Below are 20,550 nucleotides of genomic sequence, written 5' to 3' on the forward strand. Positions count from 1 at the left end.
CCGCGTTCAGCGTCGGATCCGGACGATTCCGTCCCTGAAGACCGAGTGATTCGGGACGATGTGCTCCTCGCCGTCGGTTTCGATGTGCGTGACGAGCAGGTTCACTTCCTGGACGATGCCGCGCTGTCCGCCGACCTTCACCTCGTCGCCGATGCTGTACGGCTGGGCGAGAAGCAGGTACACGCCGGCAGCGCCCGACGCCAGCAGGTCCTTGGTCGCAATCGCGGTGAAGACGATCAGTGCGAACGCGTACATCCCCATCAAGACGACGAGGACCAGCGTCGCCACGCCCACCTGCGCGAGCGCGAGCAGGATCGCGACGAACACGATCGAGTAGTTGGCGACGACCGGGACGACGTTGATCTCGGGGAGTTTGACCCCTTTGAGCCGTTCGGCGATGAGCAGTTCCACCTTGTCGCCGATGACGATCCCCACGAGAAGGATGAACACCGCAACGAAGAACTGCGGGAGCAGGACCGCAACACCGGACCAGAAGATGTCGACATACTGGAGTTCTGCAACCGTCAGCGCAGCCAGAAGTGCGATGGCCGCGATGAAGTAGAAGGTGAGTTTCGCGACGAGGTCGACCGTCGAAGTCCCGAACTCCCGTGCAGTGCGCTCGAAGGCGGTTCCCTCTATCGTCTCGGGGACCCCCGCCCGTACCAGTAACCGACGGTTGAGCCGTCCGGCCAGGATCGCGAGCACGAGACCGAGCAACAACACGCCGGCAGCGACCCACAGCCGCGTCGGAACGGTAGAAACGACCTCCCACTGGAGCGGCGTCTGGCCGACCGACATCAGTAGTCCTCCGGATCGATCTCCATGACGAGACGGCCCCCTTTAAACGCTCTGACCAGCCCGTCCGACTCCGAGAGCACGATCGCCGTCGCGTTCGTGTCTCTGGTGATCGCACCCGCCGCCATGTGGCGGGCCCCCAGCCCTTTGGGAATGTCGACGCCCTCGGCGGCCGGTTCGAGATACCGGTACGCGCTCACGATCTTTCCCGAGTCGGAGATGACGAATGCGCCATCGAGCCGGGAGAATTCTTTCAACATTACGTCGACGATAGGGTCCCCCACGTGGACGTGAGACTTCTCGAAGGGGTTGTACGACAGCGGTCGGGACTTGTTCATCACCTTCCCGGCGTCGCCGACGACGAACAGGGCGCCGACGGGCTTTCCCTTCTGTCCTTTCTTCCCCAACTCGATCGCGACCTCGAAGACGTTGCGGATCACGCTCGGTTCGGCCCTGCTGTTGACGAACAGGTCGTAGACACCTCCCCGGACGGACTCCTCGACACGGACGCGAAACACCGCGTCCGGATCGGAGTCGAAGACGTTGGCCACACACGCAACGACGTCCCCCTCCTCCAGGTAGTCCTGTTCCATCGCCCCCTCGATCGCATAGTGGATGCGGTCGCGAACGTTCTCGAACTCGAGTGGTAACTCGAGGAACGATTCGGCGCCGACGGCGTTTTCTCCGGAAACGACGACGACCTCGTACTCGGGATCGGCATCCACAAACGACTCGTAAAGAGAGCCGCCCGGCGAGAACAGCATCGCGGCGTCGATTCCGGCGACCAGATCCTCCAGAAAACCATCCAGTGGGGCCATTTAACTCAAGCGAGGACTCCCCCACTTAAAGGGATTGCCCCGCGTCAATCGCATTTGATAGCTGGAGCGATCCCGAAACTGCTGACCTCGACAGCGACCCCCGACGGCAAAAGCCTTGTCCGCGGGGAATCGATCGCCGGGTATGACGGCCACACCGACCGTCGAGATCGACGCCGAGCGGCTCCGGCTGGATCTCGAGGAAAACGGCGAGTTCGGAACAACTGAGCGAGATCCGCCACGGCGGTGGGGGAGAACGGTGCTCGCGGGAACGTCCGCCAACAAGGCGGCCCGCGACCGACTGTGTGGGCGACTCGGCGACGCCGGATTCGAGGTGACCGTCGACGCGGTGGGGAACGTGCTGGGAACGTGGACCCCACCGTCGGCGGATCCCGACGCAGCGCCGGTCGTGGCCGGAAGCCACCTCGATTCGGTTCCGGGAGGTGGAATCTTCGACGGACCACTCGGTGTGTACGCTGCACTGGAGGCCATCCGGGCAATGCAGGCAGGAGACGTCGAACCGGACCGTCCAGTCGGGGTCGTGAGCTTCACTGAAGAGGAGGGACAGCGGTTCGGCGAGGGGCTGCTGGGCTCGTCGGTCGCCGCAGGAGACCGTTCCGTTGCGGAGGCACGCTCGCTCTCCGATGGCGGGGCCGTGACCGGCGAGGAAACGACGCTCGGCGAAGCCCTGGCGGAGATCGGTTACGACGGGGAGGGACGCCTCGACGTCGGCGAGTGGCACGCGTTCCTCGAACTCCACGTCGAACAGGACACCGTCCTGGAGCAGGCAGCAGTCGAGTCGGAGAGAGACGGGCCGGGTCCGGTTGGCGTCGTCACGACGATCACGGGGATCACCCACGTGACGGCGGAGCTGGTCGGCGAGGCGAACCACGCCGGCGCGACCGGGATGGAAGAACGGCTCGACGCGCTCGCTGCCGCCGCCGAGTTCGTCCTCGACGTCGAAGAGAGTGCACGCGAACTCGCGGACGGCTACTCGGAGACGGCGGTGGGGACAGTCGGCTCGATCGACGTCGAGCCGAACGCGACGAACGTCGTTCCGGGACGGGCAACCCTCGGCGTGGACGTGCGGGACGTCGAGGCGGAGTCGACGCGGCGGATCCTCGCCGACGCGGAGGAGAGTCTCGCCCGGATCGAGACGGAACGAGGCGTCGAAACGTCGATGGAACGCACTCTCGACGTTTCGCCGACGCCGATGAGCGACCGGTTGCGGGAGGCGGCCGATCGGGCGGGAACGGACGCCGAAATCGAGACGCTGGATCTGCCGTCGGGGGCGGCCCACGACGCGATGATGGTCGCCCGCGCGACCGACGCGGCGCTGCTTTTCGCCCCCTCCCGGAACGGGATCTCCCACAGCCCACGGGAGTGGACCGACTGGGACGACTGTGCCGCCGGGGCAGCGGTGCTCGCCGGGGCGCTGGCCCGCCTCGCGTGATCGCCCGCGTCCGTGGAGAGGGCATATGTAGCTCGAATGCGTCCGTTCGCTCGTGACCGACCAACGCTACCTGGAGGACGCCACCGTCCGGACGTTCGAAGCGACCGTCGAACGTGCTCTCGACGACCGAATCGTCCTCGACGGGACCCACTTCTATCCGACCGGCGGCGGCCAGCCCCACGACACCGGACGGATCGGAGTCGACGGCGACAGCTGGCGGGTCGTCGACGTCGAGAAGAAAGACGCGATCTACCACCGTCTCGAACCGGTCGACGGAACTGCAGCCTCGACGCCGACAGCGGGGACAACCGTCACCGGCCACCTCGACTGGGACCGACGCGACGCACACATGCGGTACCACACCGCACAGCACCTGCTGTCAGCCCTGTTGCTCGAGGAGTTCGACGCCCCCACGACCGGCAACCAGCTGTATCACGATCACGCGCATCTCGACTGCGAATACGACCGGTTCGACGGCGCAGAGCTTTCCTCGATCGAGCGTCGGTTGAACGAACTCGTCGACGAGGAGCGACCGGTACGGTGGTACACGATGGACCGCGATCGGGCAGAAGAGACACTCGATACGGATCGTACCCGGATCGATCTGCTGCCCGACTCGATCCAGGAGCTGCGGATCGTCGAAATCGGCGGGGAGCGGGCCCGGGCCGGCGGCGGCGCGATCGACGGACCGCCCGCAGACGCCGATCGAGTACCACCGTACGACCGGACCGCCTGTGCGGGAACCCACGTGAAAAACACCGCCGAAATCGGCGAAATCGTCGTCGACGGCAGGGAGACGAAAGGGAGCAACGAAGAGCGGATCCAGTTCGTCCTCGCCGATCACGACACCGGGAACGCGGGGGAGTGACCGTGGAGGTGAAACGCGCCGACGGCGTCGTCACGGCGACCGTCGGCGGGCTCGGCGTCGTCGTCTTCGCGACCGAGGACGGGATTCACGCGTTCGAGGACCCCGGCTACGACTGGCATCGCGTACCCGACGGGTTCCGAGCGGTGAGCCGTCACATCGGCGGGCTTTAAGAGTTTCCCGAGACAGTCATCTCACGTGTCATACGGAGCCCTGGTGTCGATCGAGACGCTGTTTCTCGTCGCCGGCGTACTCCTCCTGTGGAAGGGAGCGGATCTGCTCGTCACCGGCGCCGGGACTGTCGCGCTCGGGTTCGGCCTCCGCCGGGCGACCGTCGGCGTCACCGTCGTCGCGTTCGCGACGACCGCCCCGGAGCTGTTCGTCGCCGTCGTGGGGACGGTCACTGCCACGACCGACATCGGCCTGGGTGCGGTGATCGGGTCGAACGTCGCCAACATCGGGCTCGTACTGGGGCTGGCTGCGCTCATTCGACCGCTGCCGATCTCCGAAACCGTGTTCCGCCGTCACGTTCCGTTCATGGTTCTCGCAGCGCTGTTGCTCGTAGTTTTGGGAGCGAACGGCCGGATCGGGCGACTGGACGGGATCGTACTGCTTACTGTCCTCGCTGGGTTTTCTTATTACATTGTCCGGCGGGTGCAGGCAGGGGCCGCGTTCTCGCCGAACGCGTTGCCGAACCAGCCGGACCCGACGATTCGCGACTGGGCGGTGATCGCACTCGGGCTGGTCCTGCTCGTGCTCGGCTCGCGGTGGCTCATCGACGGCGGGCGGGGGATCCTGACTGCGATGGGCTTTAGCGACCTGTTCGTGGGGCTGACCGTGCTCGCGATCGGAACCTCGCTGCCGGAACTCGCCGCGTCGATTGTGTCGGCGTACCGTGACGAGGCCGGATTCAGCGTCGGCAACGTCGTGGGATCGAACATCTACAACGTCCTTGCAGTGATCGGTATCCTCGCGGTCGTCACGCCGATCCATATCTCGCCGGGCGTTCTGACCTTCGAGTTCCCCGCGCTTGTCGCGTTTACGCTGGCGCTTGTTGCGATGATGTGGCACGGCGACCGGCTCTCGCGACTCGACGGGGCAGTTCTTTTGGTCGGCTACGTGGCGTTCATCTGGCTGTTGCTGCCGTGAGAAACAGATTGGCGGCTTGCTCCCCGTGACGGAACGCCGACGTCTGTCGCAAACGACGGGTATTCAACGACGGATCCCGCAGTGTTGCCCGTGATCGGAATCGTCGTCAGCCGCGCCGACCGCGCCTCTGTGCACATCGGCGACCAGCTGCTCGAACTCGCCGACTGGGAGCGCAGAACCGACGGCTCCCGCCCCGACGCCGACGGGGGCGGAACCTACTACCGTCGCCCGGGGTTCGAGCTGCGCACGTTCGACGAGTTGCACATCGACATGACCGATCCCGCTCCGGCGTTCGAGACGGACGATCGGTCGGCGGAGGCAATCGCGTTCGTCTCCCGGCACTCCGGGGAGACGGGACCCCTGTTGACTGCCCACTTCACCGGCAACTTGGGGGCCGCGGAGTTCGGCGGCGAGGACGGCGACCTTGCCCGGGCTGCGCCGGCGATTCAAAAGCGGCTGGTGCGGGCGTTCGACGAACACGCCCCCGACGGCTACGACGTCGGCATCGAATGCACCCATCACGGGCCGACCGCGATCGATCTCCCCTCGCTGTTCGTCGAACTGGGAAGCGGCGAGGCGGAGTGGAACGACCCGGACGGCGCCGCTGCAGTCGCCCGGTCGGTATTGGAGCTGGTCGACGACCAGGGGACGCCGACGGGCCCCGACCGCCTCGGCGAGGACGGGCACCCTCGTCACGTCGTCGGCTTCGGCGGGGGACACTACGCACCGCGGTTCGAACGGATCGTCCGCGAGACCGACTGGGCCGTCGGCCACGTCGGCTCCGACTGGCAGCTCGAAGAACTGGGCCCACCCGCCGAAAACGGGACGGTACTGGAGGGGGCCTTCGACGCGAGCCGGGCCGAACACGCGGTGATCGAGGGGACGAAACCACAGTTGACCGAAACCATCGAACAGCTCGGCTACCGGGTCGTCACCGAAACCTGGGTCCGCGAGGTCGGGGAGCGACCGCTCGCGACGGTCGATCGGCTCGAAACGGAGCTTTCGACCGTCGAGGAAGGTCTCCGGTTCGGGGCCGTCAGACCGGACGACGGAGCCGACGACGTCGAAGTCGAATCTCTGCCTGCAGCGCTGACCGCCGAAGCACAGGGGATCGACGCAGACGCCGCCCGCGAGGCGGTCGAGTCACACACAGTCGGCTTCGAGACCGAACAGGCTGGAACCCGGGCGGCCGGACGGGCCGCGTTCGCGGAATCCTCCGATCGGGACGCACTCGTCGACGCGCTCGCGGACGTCCTGCGTCGACAGTACGACGACGTCACTCGCGAGGCCGGCGAGGTCGTCGCCCGAACCGAGGGGTTCGATCCCGAACGGGCTGCGGAACTCGGCGTCCCGGAGGGCCCCGCCTTCGGGAAACTGTCCGCCGGCCAGTCGGTCACCGTCGATGGTGTGACGATCGAGCCAGGCGAGGTCACCACAGAGCGCGTCGAGCGGTTCCCGGTCGACCGGGAGTAGACGTGGCGCCGGTCGAGTGTCCGCGTCCCCGTGTTCGGCTCAGTCGGCAGCGATCGGTTCCGGCGGGCGGCCGGGCAGTTCCTCCCGGCCGTGCGGCGCGGTGAAATCCAGGTCCGGTCCGCGGGCGACGATTCCCGACGGCGTCACCTCGGGATGGGTCGTGAAGTAGTGCTCCTTGATGTGGCCCATCCGGACGGTCTCGGCGACTCCAGCGGTTTGATACACGTCACGGAGGTACGGCCAGAGGTTCTCGTACTCGTGGACGTGCCGCACGTTACACATGAAATGCGTGTGGTACACCTGATCGAACCGCACGAGCGTCGTAAACATGCAGATGTCCGCCTCCGTGAGCCGGTCGCCCGCGAGATACCGTCGGTCGGACAGGTGTTCGTCCCAGTAGTCGAGCGCGCCGAACAGCTCGTCGATCGCCTCGTCGTACGGCTCCTGCTCGCCTGCGAACCCCGCGCGGTAGACGCCGTTGTTGATCGGCTCGTAGATCTCGGTGATGATCCGGTCGATCTCTTCGCGGCGAGGGGTGGGAGCGAGGTCAGCCCCGTTTCCCAGATCCGCGAACGCGGTCGTGAGCTGGCGGAGGATCTCCCTGGACTCGTTGTTGACGATTGTCTCCTCCACCGTGTCCCACAGCACTGGCACCGTCACTCGACACGTCACGTCGGGGTCGGCTTCGACGTACAGCTCCCGGAGGAACGACGAGCCGTACAATTTGTCCTCGGTACAGCCGTCCTTTTCGGGGGTGAACTGCCAGCCGCCCTCGCCGCGCCAGGGGTCGACGACCGACACGTCAATGACGTCCTCGAGCCCCAGAAGCGACCGGGCCAGGAGCGTCCGGTGGGCCCAGGGACAGGCGTAGGAGACGTACAGGTGATACCGGCCCGCTTCGGGCTGGAACCTGTCGTCGGGCTCCGCGTCGACGTGAGCGGGCACGTCGCTGCCGGCGACCCAGTCGCGAAACGTCGTCTCCCCGCGCTGGAACGTGCCCCCCTCGTCCGTCAGTCGATAGTCGGTCCGCCACTCCCCGTCGACGAGTCGGTTCATTCTTCCATCGATACGGTCCCACGACACAAAAGGCTTCCAGGGAAGGCAACGGATCGAAGGCTGGACTTTTTACCCAGTACCGCCGAACCCCTCCCATGGATCAGACGGGGCTTTCCGACTTCTCTCCGGACGCCGAGGGGGCATCCACCGATTCGGCGGACGACTCGGCGCCCGATTCGGCGACCGAGGATGGGCGACCCGACGCGGAGGCGATCGCCGTCGCGGGCGACGTCACACACGTGAGCGATGTCGTCGACCTCGAAGAGGCGCGTTTTCCGGATTCGGAGGGCGTCCTCGAGCTGCTCGTTACCCAGATCGACTACACCGTCGAACGGAACGGCCGTGAAGAGTATCCAGTCGTCCACGTCTTCGGCCGGACCGAAGACAACGAGGCCGAACACGTCCGGGTGCTCGGCATCGAGCCGTACTTCTACGTCCCAACCGCCGACCTGGAGGAGGATCTCACGGAATCGTACGACGTCGTCGTGACGACCCGCGAAACCGACCGCGAGGGGGAGCCGTTCGAGAGCATCCGGGGGGAGAAGCTGACGAAAGTCATCACTCGGACGCCCCGGGACGTCGGCAACATCCGGGACGACTTCGAGACGACGTTCGAGGCGGACATCCTGTTTCCCAACAGGTTCCTGATCGACAACGGGATCTCCGGCGGGATCCGGGTGGAGGAGCGCCGGCTCGAGGACGGCCGGCTACAGGTCCACGAGGGACACCTCGAACCGACCGAGGTCGACGCCGACCTCCGGGTACACATGATGGACATCGAGGTCGACGACCGGTCGGGATTCCCCGAGGACGGCGAGGAGCCGATCGTCTGTCTCACGAGCCACGACTCCTACCGCGACGAGTACGTCGCCTGGCTGTTCGACGCGCCCGACGGCGACGCCCCGCTACCGACGACGCTTGACGGCTACGAGCCCCTCCGCGACGAGGTTGACGTCCGGGTGGAAACGTTCGACGAGGAGGAGTCGATGCTCGACGCCTATCTGACGTACGTCTCCGAAACCGACGCAGACCTCATCTCGGGGTGGAACGTCGAGGACTTCGACGCCGCATACCTCCTCGACCGCCTCGAGCGGCTCGATCCGAACACCGACCTCGATCTCTCGATCGAGCGGCTCTCGCGGATCGGCGAGGTGTGGCGCTCCGGGTGGGGTGGCCCGGACGTCAAGGGACGGGTCGTCTTCGACCTGCTGTACGCCTACAAGCGCACGCAGTTTACGGAGCTGGAGTCGTACCGGCTCGACGCTGTCGGCGAACTCGAACTCGACGTCGGCAAGGAGCGATATCCCGGCGACATCGGCGACCTCTGGGAGCAGGATCCCGAACGCCTGCTGGAGTACAACCTCCGGGACGTCGAGTTGTGCGTCGAGATCGACCGCAAGCAGGACGTGATCGCCTTCTGGGAGGAGGCGCGAAAGGTCGTCGGCTGCAAGCTGGAGGACGCCCCTACCCCCGGCGATGCGGTCGACATGTACGTGCTCCACAAGGCCCACGGGACGTTCGCGCTCCCCTCGAAGGGACAACAGGAGTCCGAGGACTTCGAGGGCGGGGCCGTCTTCGAGCCAGTTACTGGTGTCAGAGAAATGGTAACTGTGCTAGACCTCAAAAGCCTCTATCCGATGTGCATGACAACAATTAACGCGGGGCCGGAGACGAAGGTCGATCCCGACGCCTACGGGGGTGAGACGTACGTCGCCCCCAACGGGACCCACTTCCGGAAGGAGCCAGACGGGATGATGCGCGAGATGATCGACGAGCTGCTCGAAGAGCGCGAGGAGAAGAAGGCGCTGCGCAACGAACACGATCCGGGAAGCAACGCCTACGAGCAGTACGACCGGCAGCAGGGAGCTGTCAAGGTTATTATGAACTGCTTCACGCCGGACACGGAGGTCCTGACGCCCGCGGGGATCCAGGGGATCACCGATCTCGACGTCGGCGACGAGGTGTACTCGCTCGATCCCGAGACGCTCGAGATGGAGGTCAAGGAGGTCGAGGAGACCCACGAGTACCCCGACTATCGGGGAGAACTCGTCGATATCGAGACCGAGAAAATCGACTGCCGGGTGACGCCGAACCACCGAATGCTCGTTCGGAAGAACGAGACAAACGGGATCTCCGAGGAGAGATACCGATTCGTCGAGGCCGGTGACCTCGATCGCGCCACGAACTACGAACTCCCCCACGACTGGTCCGGACCGGACGGGGAACGCATCGAACGGGTGGACCTCACGGAACTCGTCGACGGGGAGCACGAGGTATGGGTCCGGCCGGAAGTTCACGGCCAGACGTTCACCGACGAACTCGGCTGGACGCCCCGGCGGGTCCCGAAAGCTGACGTCGGCGAGACGGGATACGTATTCGACGCCGACGAATTCGAGGCCGACCGCGAGTACGTCGAGTCGATCTGCGAGTACAGTTACGTCCACGCCGAATCCGGGCGGAAGTGGATCCCGCGGACGTACGACGGCGACGACTTCCTCGAACTGCTCGCGTGGTACGTCTCCGAGGGGAACGTGTACACCAGTACGGAGAAGGTCTTCGACGACGCTGTCCGGGGATCCGCGACCACCGTAAAAATCGCCCAGGACGCCGTCGCAGACGGCGGAACGCTCGACGTCGGCGACGACGACGGAACGCTCATCGACGGGTCGACGCACGCGACCATCGGTCGACTGCTCGATCGCATGAAGATCGACTACTACGTGAACGATCGGTCCTACCAGTTCACGTCGAAGCTCCTCGGTGAGTGGCTTCGGGAGCACTGTGGAGACGGGAGCGCCGACAAGCGGGTGCCGGAGTTCGTCTTCGGGGCGTCGACGGACCAGAAGCGGCGCTTCCTCGAGACTCTGATCGACGGTGATGGAGACCGACAGGTCGAGAGTTGGCGGTATACCACCGCGAGCGAGCAGCTGCGCGATGACGTACTTCGGCTGTGTGCACACCTGGGAATCACGGCGAATTACCGCCACGACGGGAACGTCTGGCGGATTTACGCGAACGAGAGGGCGAAGAACACCCTCCGGATGCACCGCAGTTCCGAACGAACCGAGGCCGAAGACGGCGTCTACTGCGTCACCGTCGCGGACAACCACACGTTGCTTGCAGGTCGGAACGGGAAGTTCCAGTTCGTTGGGCAATCGCTCTATGGAGTTACGGGGTGGGACCGTTTTCGCCTCTACGACAAGGAGGGCGCTGCTGCCGTAACCGCAACAGGGCGCGAGGTCATATCCTTCACCGAGGAGGCCGCCGCCGAACTCGACAGAGAAGTCACCTACGGCGACAGCGTGACGGGCGATCGCCCGGTCGTGGTGCGGGATCCGGACGGGATCGTTCGGATACTCCGGATCGAAGAGCTGTTCGCGAACGCCATCGAAACGGAAGCGGCGGACGTCGTCGTCACCGCCGACGGCGGCGTCGTCGCCTCGAACGCGGCCGGAAAGGACAGGCGCCCTCTCGAGGGGTGGGAGGCGCTGTCGCTGTCGGCGGAGATGGAACCCGAGTGGCAGACGATCCGGCAGGTGATCCGACACGAAGCCGACAAACCCGTCGTCAACCTCCAGCACAAGTTCGGCGAATCGACGACGACACGGGACCACTCTTTCGTCGTCGACGAGGGCGGGGAACTCGTCGAAGCAACGCCCGAGGAAGTCGAGGAACCGCTCCGGATTCCCGGACTCCCCGACATCGAAACAGTCGAGACGATCGACGTTTACGAAGTGTTGAACGGGTACACGCGGGAGTACGAGGACGGTCGGAGCGTCGGCAGCGAGAACGCCGAAACGAAGGTCAAACGCGTTCACGCCGACGATGAGACGGTCTGGTTCGGACACAAACACCACCCCGACATCGACAGGGCGATCACCGTACAGCGGTACGTCGATCTCGACTCTCCCGACGGGAAGGCGCTGATCCGACTGCTCGCAGCTTACGTCACCGAGGGTAGCGCCTCGACGATCGAAACCACCGATTCGAAGTTCGGGGCGAGTATCGCCGAATCGAGACGCGAGTGGCTGGAGGGACTCAAACGGGACTACGAACGGCTGTTCGACGGTGCGACTGCGGGAATCGTCGCGTCGGACTCCACCGACGAACGGACGATCGAGTACGATACCGATACAGGGCAACAGACCGTCACGTACGACGACGCGACGTACAAGCTCCAGATGATGAACGAACTCTCGGCAGTCTTCTTCAGAGAGTTCGCAGGACAGCGGTCCCGTGGCAAACAGCTCCCTGGATTCGTGTTCAATCTCCCGGCCGACCTCCAGGAGTTGTTCCTCGAGGTCCTCGTCGAGGGGGACGGTTCGCGGTCGTTCCCACGGTACAGCGAGGAGTACGCCGAGCGCAACTTCGACTTCGAGACGACGAGTCGCGAACTGGCAGCTGGCCTCTCGACGCTCCTCACGCAGCGCGGCGAGAAACACTCGCTGAAGTACCGACAGAACAAGGGAAGCTACACGATCCGGACGTGTGACTTCTACCGACAGGGGCGGGATCCGGTCGTCTCGGAGGTCGACCACGACGGGTACGTGTACGACCTCAGCGTCGCCGAGAACGAAAACTTCGTGGACGCCGTCGGTGGGATAGTGCTTCACAACACCGACAGCGTCATGTTAGAACTCGGACAAAATATATCCAAGGCGGACGCGATCGACGTCTCCTTCGAGATCGAGGACCACATCAACGGGCGGTACGACGACTTCGCGCTCGAGGAGCTCAACGCCGAGTCCCACCGGTTCCAGATCGAGTTCGAGAAGCTGTACCGTCGGTTCTTCCAGGCAGGCAAAAAGAAGCGCTACGCGGGCCACATCATCTGGAAGGAGGGCAAGGACGTCGACGACGTCGACATCACCGGCTTCGAGTACAAGCGCTCGGACATCGCGCCGATCACCAAGGAGGTCCAGCGGGAGGTCATCGAACGCATCGTCACCGGCGAGGACCTGGAGGAAGACCTGGAGGGCGTGAAGACGTACTTGAGCGGCGTCATCGACGACGTCCTCGAGGGAGAACTCTCCCCCGACGACATCGCAATCCCGGGCGGGATCGGCAAGCGGCTCGACGCCTACGAGACCGACACCGCACAGGTCCGGGGGGCGAAGTACGCCAACCTCATGCTCGGGACGAACTTCGATCGCGGCTCGAAGCCAAAGCGGCTGTACCTGGAGAAGGTCCACCCCGACTTCTGGCAGCGCATGGAGGACGAACTCGGGCTCGACCCGCAAGCGGATCCGCTGTACGGCGAGTTCAAGCGGGATCCCGACGTAATCTGCTTCGAGTACGCGGATCAGATCCCCGAGGAGTTCGAAATCGACTGGGAGAAGATGCTCGATAAGACCCTCAAAGGACCCATCGAGCGCGTGATCGAAGCCCTGGGAATGTCCTGGGAGGAGATCAAGACCGGGCAACAACAGACTGGACTCGGCAACTTCATGTGAGCGGTTTTCACAGCGGCGACCGGCTTTTACAGAGTGCAAGGAGAATGCCCCGGGGCTTGACCCCGAGGCGATTCACAACGGTAATTGGCACCAATACACGCGAAGAATTTCTCCGATACGGGGTCTCAAATCCACCGAGTCGTGAACGGGAACTTGGCTATTATAAAATATTTCTTTCTAATGAAGAAACTACGCCAAGAGAATCCGTAACCATTATGCGTGTATCGCCCTTTTCGTCGGTGAGACACACTACGATGGCAACGCTTACTATTTCGAACCTCCACGCCGAAGTCGCACAGGAAGAGGGTGAGAAAATCCTCCGGGGCGTCGATCTGGAAGTCAGTTCCGGGGAGATCCACGCGCTGATGGGGCCGAACGGCTCCGGGAAGTCGACGCTGGCGAAGGTCATCGCCGGCCATCCTGCCTACGAAGTAACCGAGGGATCGATCGCCCTCGAACTGACTGACGAGGACCTCTCGGACATCGAGGCGGAGCTCGACGAGGACGACTACACCTGGGAACTGCTCGACCTGGAACCCAACGAACGAGCAGCACTCGGGATCTTCCTCGGGTTCCAGTACCCCGTCGAGATCGAGGGCGTCACGATGACGAACTTCCTCCGGCAGGCACTCAACGCCAAACTCGAGGAGCGCGAGGAGCTGTTCGAAGGTGAAGACGACGAAGAAGAGGACACAGAAGACGAGACGGGCTACGACACCTCCCCGATGGAAGGGCCTGCCGACGACGGTGACGTCAGCGTCGCCGAGTTCCAGCAGTTGCTCCAGGAGAAAATGGAGCTTCTGGACATGGACTCGAAGTTCGCTCAGCGGTACCTCAACGCCGGCTTCTCGGGCGGCGAGAAGAAGCAAAACGAGGTGCTGCAGGCGGCACTCCTGGAACCGGCGATCGCGGTGCTCGACGAGATCGACTCCGGGCTCGACATCGACCGACTCCAGGACGTCTCGAACGGGATCAACGCGCTGCGGGACGAACAGGGCAGCGGGATCCTCCAGATCACCCACTACCAGCGCATCCTCGAGTACGTCGAACCCGACTACGTCCACGTCATGCTCGACGGGAAGATCGCCAAAAGCGGCGGGGCGGAGCTGGCCCACGAGCTCGAAGACGAAGGGTACGACTGGGTCCGCGAGGAACTCCAGGGCGCTGCGTAACCACATATGGTTATCCAAAGCCTACATAACTAACCAAACGTAATTACGACCATGAGTTCAGAAGAACATCTCAAGGAGACGGACACAGAGGCCCGCTTCGAGTTCAAAAAAGAGGAGAAGGCGGCCTTCGCAGCCGAGAAGGGGCTCACCGAGGAGACGATCCGCGTCATCTCGGAGGACAAAGACGAGCCCGAGTGGATGCTGCAGCGTCGCCTCCGTGCACTGGAACAGTTCAAGAAGATGCCGATGCCGACCGACTGGCCCGGCCAGCCGGACCTCTCGGAGGTCGACGTCGACAAGATCGTCCCGTACATCCGCCCGGACGTCGAGGTCAGAGGCGGCGTCGACGACTGGCGCGATCTGCCCGACGAGATCAAGGACACCTTCGACAAGCTCGGCATTCCGGAAGCCGAAAAGAACGCCCTCTCGGGCGTCGGCGCGCAGTACGAGTCGGAGATCGTCTACCAGAACATGCAAGAACAGTGGGAGGAGAAGGGGGTCATCTTCTGCAACATGGACGAGGCCGTCCAGGAGCACGAGGACCTCGTGCGCGAGCACTTCATGACGAAGTGCGTCCCACCGAGCGACAACAAGTTCGCCGCGCTCCACGGCGCCATCTGGTCTGGCGGCTCGTTCGTGTACGTTCCGGAGGGCGTCACCGTCGAGATGCCCGTCCAGGCGTACTTCCGGATGAACTCCGAGGGGATGGGACAGTTCGAGCACACGCTCATCATCGCCGAGGAGGGCTCTGAAGTCCACTACATCGAGGGCTGTTCCGCGCCGCAGTACTCGGCGTTTAACCTCCACTCCGGCGGCGTCGAGGTGTTCGTCGGGGAGGACGCCCACGTCCAGTACTCGACCGTCCAGAACTGGTCGAAGAACACCTACAACCTCAACACCAAGCGCGCACTCGTCGAGAAGGGCGGCCGCATGGAGTGGATCTCCGGCTCGATGGGATCGAAGGCGACGATGCTGTACCCCGCGTCGATCCTGAAGGGACGGGGCGCAAGCGACAACCACATCACGATCGCGTTCGCCGGCGAGGGGCAGGACATCGACACCGGTGCAAAGGTGTACCACAACGCCCCCGAGACGAAGTCGACGATCGAGTCGAAGTCCGTCGCCAAGGACGGCGGCCGCACGAACTACCGCGGCCTGGTCCACATCGCCGATGGCGCCGAAAACTCTTCGACAGCCGTCGAGTGTGACGCGCTGATGTTCGACAACGAGTCGACGTCGGACACGATGCCGTACATGGAGATCAACGAGTCGAAGGTCGACGTCGCCCACGAGGCGACCGTCGGGAAGATCGGCGACGAGGACGTCTTCTATCTCCAGTCGCGCGGCCTCGACGACGACGACGCGAAACAAATGATCGTCTCGGGATTCATCGAGCCGATCACGGAGGAACTGCCCATCGAGTACGCCGTCGAGCTCAACCGGCTCGTCGAACTGGAGATGGAGGGTAGCCTCGGGTAACCCCCGGAGTCAACATGAGTACACAGGTCACAGCAAATCTCTCGGAGGATGTCGTCCGACAGCTCTCCGAGAAACGAGACGAACCGGATTGGCTTTTGAACGTGCGGCTCGAGTCGCTTGCCGCCCTCGAGGAGCTCGACCTCCCGGATGTCATCCAGACGCCGGGCCGACGGTGGACGAACCTCGAGGCGCTCGACTTCGAGACGCTGGTCGATCCGCTGAATCAGTCCGACGAGACGGTTCGCGAGGTCGAGGGCGACGCGGAGGTACTCACGTTCCTCGAGGCGATCGAGGAACACGAAGCGCTCGTCCGCGAGCAGTTCGGCACCGTCGTGGACCCCCAGGAGAACTACCTGACGGCCCTGTCGACTGCGCTGTTCACGACTGGGACCGTCGTCTACGTTCCCGAAGGCGTCGACGCCGGGGACGTGACCATCCGGGCGGAGATGAACTCCCGGTCGCTGTTCAGCCAGACGCTCGTCATCACCGAGCAGTCGTCCTCCGTCACGATCCTCGAGAGCATCGAGACCGGCGACGCCGCCCTCGACGGCCACCGCTACTTCAGCAATCTGGTGGAGGTCGTCGCTGGCGAGAACAGCTACGTCCAGTACGGCTCGCTTCAGAACGTCGACGAGGAGACGTACACCTACACGCTCAAGCGTGGCGACGCCGACACCTACGCCACGGTAAACTGGATCGAGGGCAACGTCGGCTCCAGGCTCACCCGTTCGGACGTCGAGACCGAACTCAACGGCGACGGCTCCGAGACGAAGATCGTCGGCGCCTTCTTCGGCCACGAGGATCAGCACTTCGACGTCAATGCCCGCGTGTGGCACAAGGCGGAGCACACCACCGCCGACCTCGTCACGCGGGGCGTCCTCGACGACGAATCGCGCTCGGTGTACGAGGGCGTCCAGGACGTCGGTCGCGACGCCTGGAACACCTCCTCCTACCAGCGGGAGAACACGCTGATGCTCTCGGACGAGTCCGAGGCGGACGCGTCCCCGAAGCTGATCATCCACAACCACGACACCGAGGCGAGCCACTCGGCGACGGTCGGCCAGGTCGACGCCGAGGAGCTGTTCTACATGACCTCCCGGGCGCTCGACGCGACGACCGCTCGGAACATGCTCGTCGAGGGCTTTTTCGTCCCGGTGCTCGAGGAGATCGAAGTCGACGCGTTCCGCGAGGACCTCCGAGAACTGATCGCCGCCCGACTGCGCTGATCGACGGTACCCCGCCTATTCTATTTTTGAGAGGGGATCACACGAACCCCCCGGGTCGGCACCTTCCGGGCCGGCTGCGCTCTGGACCAGCCAGCCGCCCGCCATGGATTCGTCTCTCTCGACGAACTCGATTTCGGTCCCCGAGTCGACCCGATCCCCGCCGTCGATCCGTTCGATCCGGAACGGCACGTCGAGGCTGTCGCCACAACAGCCCACGTCGACGAACTCCTCGCGGATCTCGCCGACGGAGACGGTGCCGAGCGTCCGCCGGAAGTAGCCCCGGTATCTGTCCGACTCGATCTGATCGCGCCCCCACTCGCTCAGTTCGTCCGGGTAGGACAGTACGACGAGCTCGGCGGCGGCAGTGTCCGTGTCACTCATACACAGGGATACGGTTCGACCGTTCAAAAGCCGTCCGACCGGGACGATTCGATTCGAGGAAGCTATCTCATACTGATTATTCTCGGCCGTAACCGGACGATCGACGGGACGAGTGGCCGATCGACCGGTAAATCACTACAATGATCATTATCACAGCGTCGCCGCCGCCATCTCCTCCATTTCCGGCCCGAACCGGACGACGACGTAGAGGATCGAAAACAGCGTGGCGTTGTACGCCCCGTGGATCAGCGAGGGAACGACGAGGTTGTCGGTCAGTTCGTAGGCGACCCCGAAGACGAGGCTCGGGAAGAACAACACGCCGAGCGCGAGGAGGTTCCCGGTTAGCGTGCCACCTGTGAGCGCGAAGATGTGGATTACGGCGAAGATGGCGCTCGCGAGCGCGATTCCGGCAACGGGACCGAGTACCTCCCGGAACCGCCCCTGGACGACGCCCCGGAACAGCAGTTCCTCCCCCGGTCCGATGATCAAAAACGACGCCGGGATCAAAAACAACAGCACCTCCGGGTTCTGCATCCCGATCTCTGCCGCCTGGTTCGTTCCTGCATCCGTCTCCAGGAGGGTCAACAGGAACGCCCCGCCAAATGCCAACCCGAGCGCCGCCACGTAACCACCGACGACGAGGAAAACCTCGCGCACGGAGGGGACGGACGCGGGCAGACTGAAATCTTCCCGGGCGTCCTCGAACGCCGGCACTCGCTCGCGGAGAAACGCCGCGACCCGTGGACGCAGTCGGGGATACGCCAGCGCGACGCCGGCACAGCCAACGCCCTGAGTGAATATCAATCCGAGAACGAGCAACGACGCGGCAGTGAGTTCGACGCCGAAACCGAAAAGCAGGGTCGCGACGAACAGCGTGAGGACCGTACCGAGCGCGAGGCCGAACGCACCGATCAGTGTACCGCTGACGATGGCGAACGCCGGCCTGACGAATCCCGACGGGCCGGCAGTGGAGGTAGACATGCCCCCCAGTAGGGAATTCACACCGAAAACGGTTCCGCACTCGGACACCGGAAAACGACGGTCACGTTCGATCTCATCGGCGCGTCAACTCGTACTGTAATACTGCCATTGCAGTTCTCCCGTCCCGGAGTCGCCCGTCGACGACGCCGGAAAGCAGGTCGTCGTAGTCTGTAGTGTCGACACGGATCGTCTCGTTGAAGTCGAGATCGCGGTCGGCCGTCGGCTCACATCCCCGGGCGAGGAAGTGGTGATGCACCGAGTTGGCGATCCCGTTGGTCGGCTCGACCGTGGTGAGCCGCTCGAGCGACGCGGCCTCGTAGCCGGTCTCTTCGGCGAGCTCCCGCCGGGCTGTGGCCTGCAGGTCGGGATCTTTCTCGTCGACGCTTCCGGCCGGGAGCCCGCGGTTCACCCGACCGACCGCCTGTCTCCACTCCTCGATCACGACAACGTCCCCTTCGGGGGTGAACGGCAACACGACGACTGCGGGGGATTCCTCGACGTAGTGGTAGTCGGTGTCGGTTCCGTCGGGGAGCGTCACGTCGTCCCGACGGACGTCGAACCCCGGACACGTGTAGTCGATCTCGGAGTCGATCGTCTCCCAGGCCAGTTCGCCCCCTGTGGAATCGTTCTCGTCCACGCTCAGGCCCCCTCGTTGTGGTCGCTCTCGAACGTCGCCGGGTCGGGTTCGATGTTCGCGTACGTCACCGTCCGGCGGCCGAGCGTCTCGAGGCGTTCCTGGAGCCCGTCGTCGACGACCTGTTCCCCCTCGAAGGCGCTTCCGGCCCGGGGAACGGCCGCCTGGTGTGGGAGCACCCAGGCGTTCAGCGACCGACACACCGACCGGAGGTGATCCAGCGCAGTGACGGGAAAGGAGCCGCCGGCGACCGCGAGCAGCCCGACCGTCTTTCCCTCGAACTCGTCGAAGCCGCAGTGGTCGATCGCGTTCTTCAACACGCCCGAATACGAGCCGTGGTACATCGGCGTTCCGAGCACGATCGCGTCGGCCGCTCGCAGCGACTCCGTGAACGCCTCGACGTCGTCACCGAAATCGTCTTCCGGATTCAGCAGCGGAAGCGCGTACTCCCGGAGGTCGAGCAGTTCACCCTCTCCGCCGGCGTCGGTCACCCCGTCCAGTACGACCCGCAGCGAGCGACGGGTCCGGCTCGCGTCCCGGAGGCTTCCGGAGACAGCTACCACGTGTGTCATACCGTCGGAAACGAACGGCGGCGGCTTAAAAGTCGTCGACCGAGCGGAGAGAGCTCATCGCCTCGAGACGCCGGCGTAACCGCAGTCGTCACAGGCGATCGTCGTGCGGTCGCCCATCGAGTAGCCCGAAAGCGTCCCGTCACACCGGGGACACCTGTCGCCGGGGGAACGCGTCGGTTCCGGCGGCTCGATCCCCGAAAGGAGCAGCCGGACGCGAACGCTGTTGTCCCGCGACTGCGTCGATCCGGACGGCTCCTCTTCGACTGCGGTTCCCCAGATGACGTGGGCTTCCCCGTCGATGCGATCCCGAACACGTCCAACCAGAGACGCAGCACCGTCGACGCTCAGATCAGGAGTCCCAGACACGTCGACGATCGCACCGGTTGCGGCCGCCACGTCGACGTCGGAAACAACCCTCCCGATCGCGGCGGTGACGGCGGTCTCCGGCGCCGACTCCGGACCGGAGCCACTGGAGAGTACCCCCAGCCCGTCGGACGACAACAGCGTCCGAACGTCGGCCAGATCGAGGTTCACGACTCCGGCTTCCTCGATCAGCGCGACTAGCTGCGAGATCGCACCGGAGAGCCATTCGTTCCGGACGAGTACGACTGCGTCGGCGATCCCCTGAAGTCGGTCGATCGCCGCCCGTTCGCTCACCCCGAACCGCGAGGGGATCCCGACGACGACGATCGAAAACGAGTCGTCACCTCGACATGCCGACTCGACGGACGGCAGCGTTTCCCCGGTCTCGGGGGCGACCTTCCGGGTTGCGGCGTCGGAACGCTCCATGTCGACGTCGCCGACGCCGACCGCGACGACGGTTGCCTGCCGGTGTACCGACTGTCCCGCGTCGCCGCTTCCGGGGACGAGCGAACAGTCCCCACGGAACCCCTCGACTGCAGCAGTTCCGAGAGCGCCACAGCCGACGACCGAAAGCGACGACTCGACCGCGTCGGCAACGTGTCGGAGTTCCTCGTCGGTCGTCATCGCCGTTGTCGGACGTTTCGGACCGAGGGTCATAAACCGTCCGCCGGAGCCATCACTTT

At 64.5% G+C, this 20,550-nt stretch carries 17 protein-coding genes; 9 read left to right on the forward strand and 8 right to left on the reverse strand.

The genetic code is table 11. The features are described from left to right. Positions 1–6: 6 nt before the first annotated feature. Together RH858_RS03710 and dacZ are read right to left on the reverse strand one after the other, a co-directional pair. Positions 7–798, reverse strand: coding sequence for a mechanosensitive ion channel family protein (locus RH858_RS03710; RefSeq protein WP_259535275.1), 792 nt, complete (start codon positions 796–798; stop codon positions 7–9). After that, complete coding sequence (gene dacZ / locus RH858_RS03715; RefSeq protein ID WP_259535274.1) at positions 798–1,613, reverse strand: diadenylate cyclase DacZ; 816 nt, start codon at positions 1,611–1,613, stop codon at positions 798–800. Before dacZ ends, RH858_RS03710 begins: the two co-directional genes overlap by 1 nt. A 142-nt stretch (positions 1,614–1,755) precedes the next feature. Between dacZ and RH858_RS03720 the strand changes: the two genes are divergently transcribed. The 5 genes from RH858_RS03720 (at position 1,756) to RH858_RS03740 (ending at position 6,550) form a co-directional block, all read left to right on the forward strand. Next, positions 1,756–3,063: a M20 family metallo-hydrolase gene (locus RH858_RS03720; protein WP_310561151.1), complete on the forward strand. Its 1,308-nt coding sequence runs from the start codon at positions 1,756–1,758 to the stop codon at positions 3,061–3,063. Between the two features lie 52 nt (positions 3,064–3,115). Continuing rightward, positions 3,116–3,931, forward strand: coding sequence for an alanyl-tRNA editing protein (locus RH858_RS03725; protein ID WP_310561152.1), 816 nt, complete (start codon positions 3,116–3,118; stop codon positions 3,929–3,931). 2 nt (positions 3,932–3,933) lie between these two features. Then, on the forward strand, positions 3,934–4,101 hold the full coding sequence (locus tag RH858_RS03730; RefSeq protein ID WP_259535272.1) for a hypothetical protein: 168 nt from the start codon (positions 3,934–3,936) through the stop codon (positions 4,099–4,101). A gap of 25 nt (positions 4,102–4,126) precedes the next feature. Beyond that, a complete protein-coding gene (locus RH858_RS03735; RefSeq protein WP_259535271.1) occupies positions 4,127–5,077 on the forward strand; it encodes a calcium/sodium antiporter in 951 nt (316 codons plus the stop codon). Positions 5,078–5,167: 90 nt separating this feature from the next. Continuing rightward, a complete protein-coding gene (locus RH858_RS03740; RefSeq protein ID WP_310561153.1) occupies positions 5,168–6,550 on the forward strand; it encodes a D-aminoacyl-tRNA deacylase in 1,383 nt (460 codons plus the stop codon). A 39-nt stretch (positions 6,551–6,589) separates the two neighbouring features. Here the strand turns inward: RH858_RS03740 and RH858_RS03745 are convergent, their stop codons facing one another. Next, positions 6,590–7,606 carry a glutathione S-transferase family protein gene (locus RH858_RS03745; RefSeq protein WP_310561154.1) on the reverse strand — a complete coding sequence of 339 codons (1,017 nt, stop codon included), beginning with the start codon at positions 7,604–7,606 and terminating at the stop codon, positions 6,590–6,592. 95 nt (positions 7,607–7,701) lie between these two features. Between RH858_RS03745 and RH858_RS03750 the strand changes: the two genes are divergently transcribed. The 4 genes from RH858_RS03750 (at position 7,702) to sufD (ending at position 16,936) form a co-directional block, all read left to right on the forward strand. Continuing rightward, positions 7,702–13,059, forward strand: a complete 5,358-nt coding sequence (locus tag RH858_RS03750) for a DNA polymerase domain-containing protein (RefSeq protein ID WP_310561155.1) — start codon at positions 7,702–7,704, stop codon at positions 13,057–13,059. Between the two features lie 254 nt (positions 13,060–13,313). After that, positions 13,314–14,231, forward strand: coding sequence for an ABC transporter ATP-binding protein (locus RH858_RS03755; RefSeq protein ID WP_259535267.1), 918 nt, complete (start codon positions 13,314–13,316; stop codon positions 14,229–14,231). A gap of 51 nt (positions 14,232–14,282) precedes the next feature. Beyond that, positions 14,283–15,710, forward strand: coding sequence for a Fe-S cluster assembly protein SufB (sufB, locus tag RH858_RS03760; RefSeq protein WP_259535266.1), 1,428 nt, complete (start codon positions 14,283–14,285; stop codon positions 15,708–15,710). A gap of 14 nt (positions 15,711–15,724) precedes the next feature. Further along, positions 15,725–16,936: a Fe-S cluster assembly protein SufD gene (gene sufD, locus RH858_RS03765; RefSeq protein ID WP_259535265.1), complete on the forward strand. Its 1,212-nt coding sequence runs from the start codon at positions 15,725–15,727 to the stop codon at positions 16,934–16,936. Between the two features lie 15 nt (positions 16,937–16,951). Here the strand turns inward: sufD and RH858_RS03770 are convergent, their stop codons facing one another. The 5 genes from RH858_RS03770 to RH858_RS03790 form a co-directional block, all read right to left on the reverse strand. Then, on the reverse strand, positions 16,952–17,317 hold the full coding sequence (locus tag RH858_RS03770; RefSeq protein WP_259535264.1) for a hypothetical protein: 366 nt from the start codon (positions 17,315–17,317) through the stop codon (positions 16,952–16,954). Positions 17,318–17,467: 150 nt separating this feature from the next. Beyond that, positions 17,468–18,298, reverse strand: coding sequence for a CPBP family intramembrane glutamic endopeptidase (locus tag RH858_RS03775; RefSeq protein WP_310561156.1), 831 nt, complete (start codon positions 18,296–18,298; stop codon positions 17,468–17,470). A 73-nt stretch (positions 18,299–18,371) separates the two neighbouring features. Continuing rightward, on the reverse strand, positions 18,372–18,935 hold the full coding sequence (locus tag RH858_RS03780; RefSeq protein ID WP_259535262.1) for an NUDIX hydrolase: 564 nt from the start codon (positions 18,933–18,935) through the stop codon (positions 18,372–18,374). Positions 18,936–18,937: 2 nt separating this feature from the next. Further along, a complete protein-coding gene (locus tag RH858_RS03785) occupies positions 18,938–19,504 on the reverse strand; it encodes an NAD(P)H-dependent oxidoreductase (protein ID WP_259535261.1) in 567 nt (188 codons plus the stop codon). 54 nt (positions 19,505–19,558) lie between these two features. Further along, positions 19,559–20,491, reverse strand: a complete 933-nt coding sequence (locus RH858_RS03790; protein ID WP_259535260.1) for a hypothetical protein — start codon at positions 20,489–20,491, stop codon at positions 19,559–19,561. Between the last annotated feature and the right edge of the window lie 59 nt (positions 20,492–20,550).

It is taken from the genome of Halalkaliarchaeum sp. AArc-GB (genome assembly GCF_031432225.1).
In the GTDB taxonomy this organism is placed as follows: Archaea; Halobacteriota; Halobacteria; order Halobacteriales; family Haloferacaceae; genus Halalkaliarchaeum.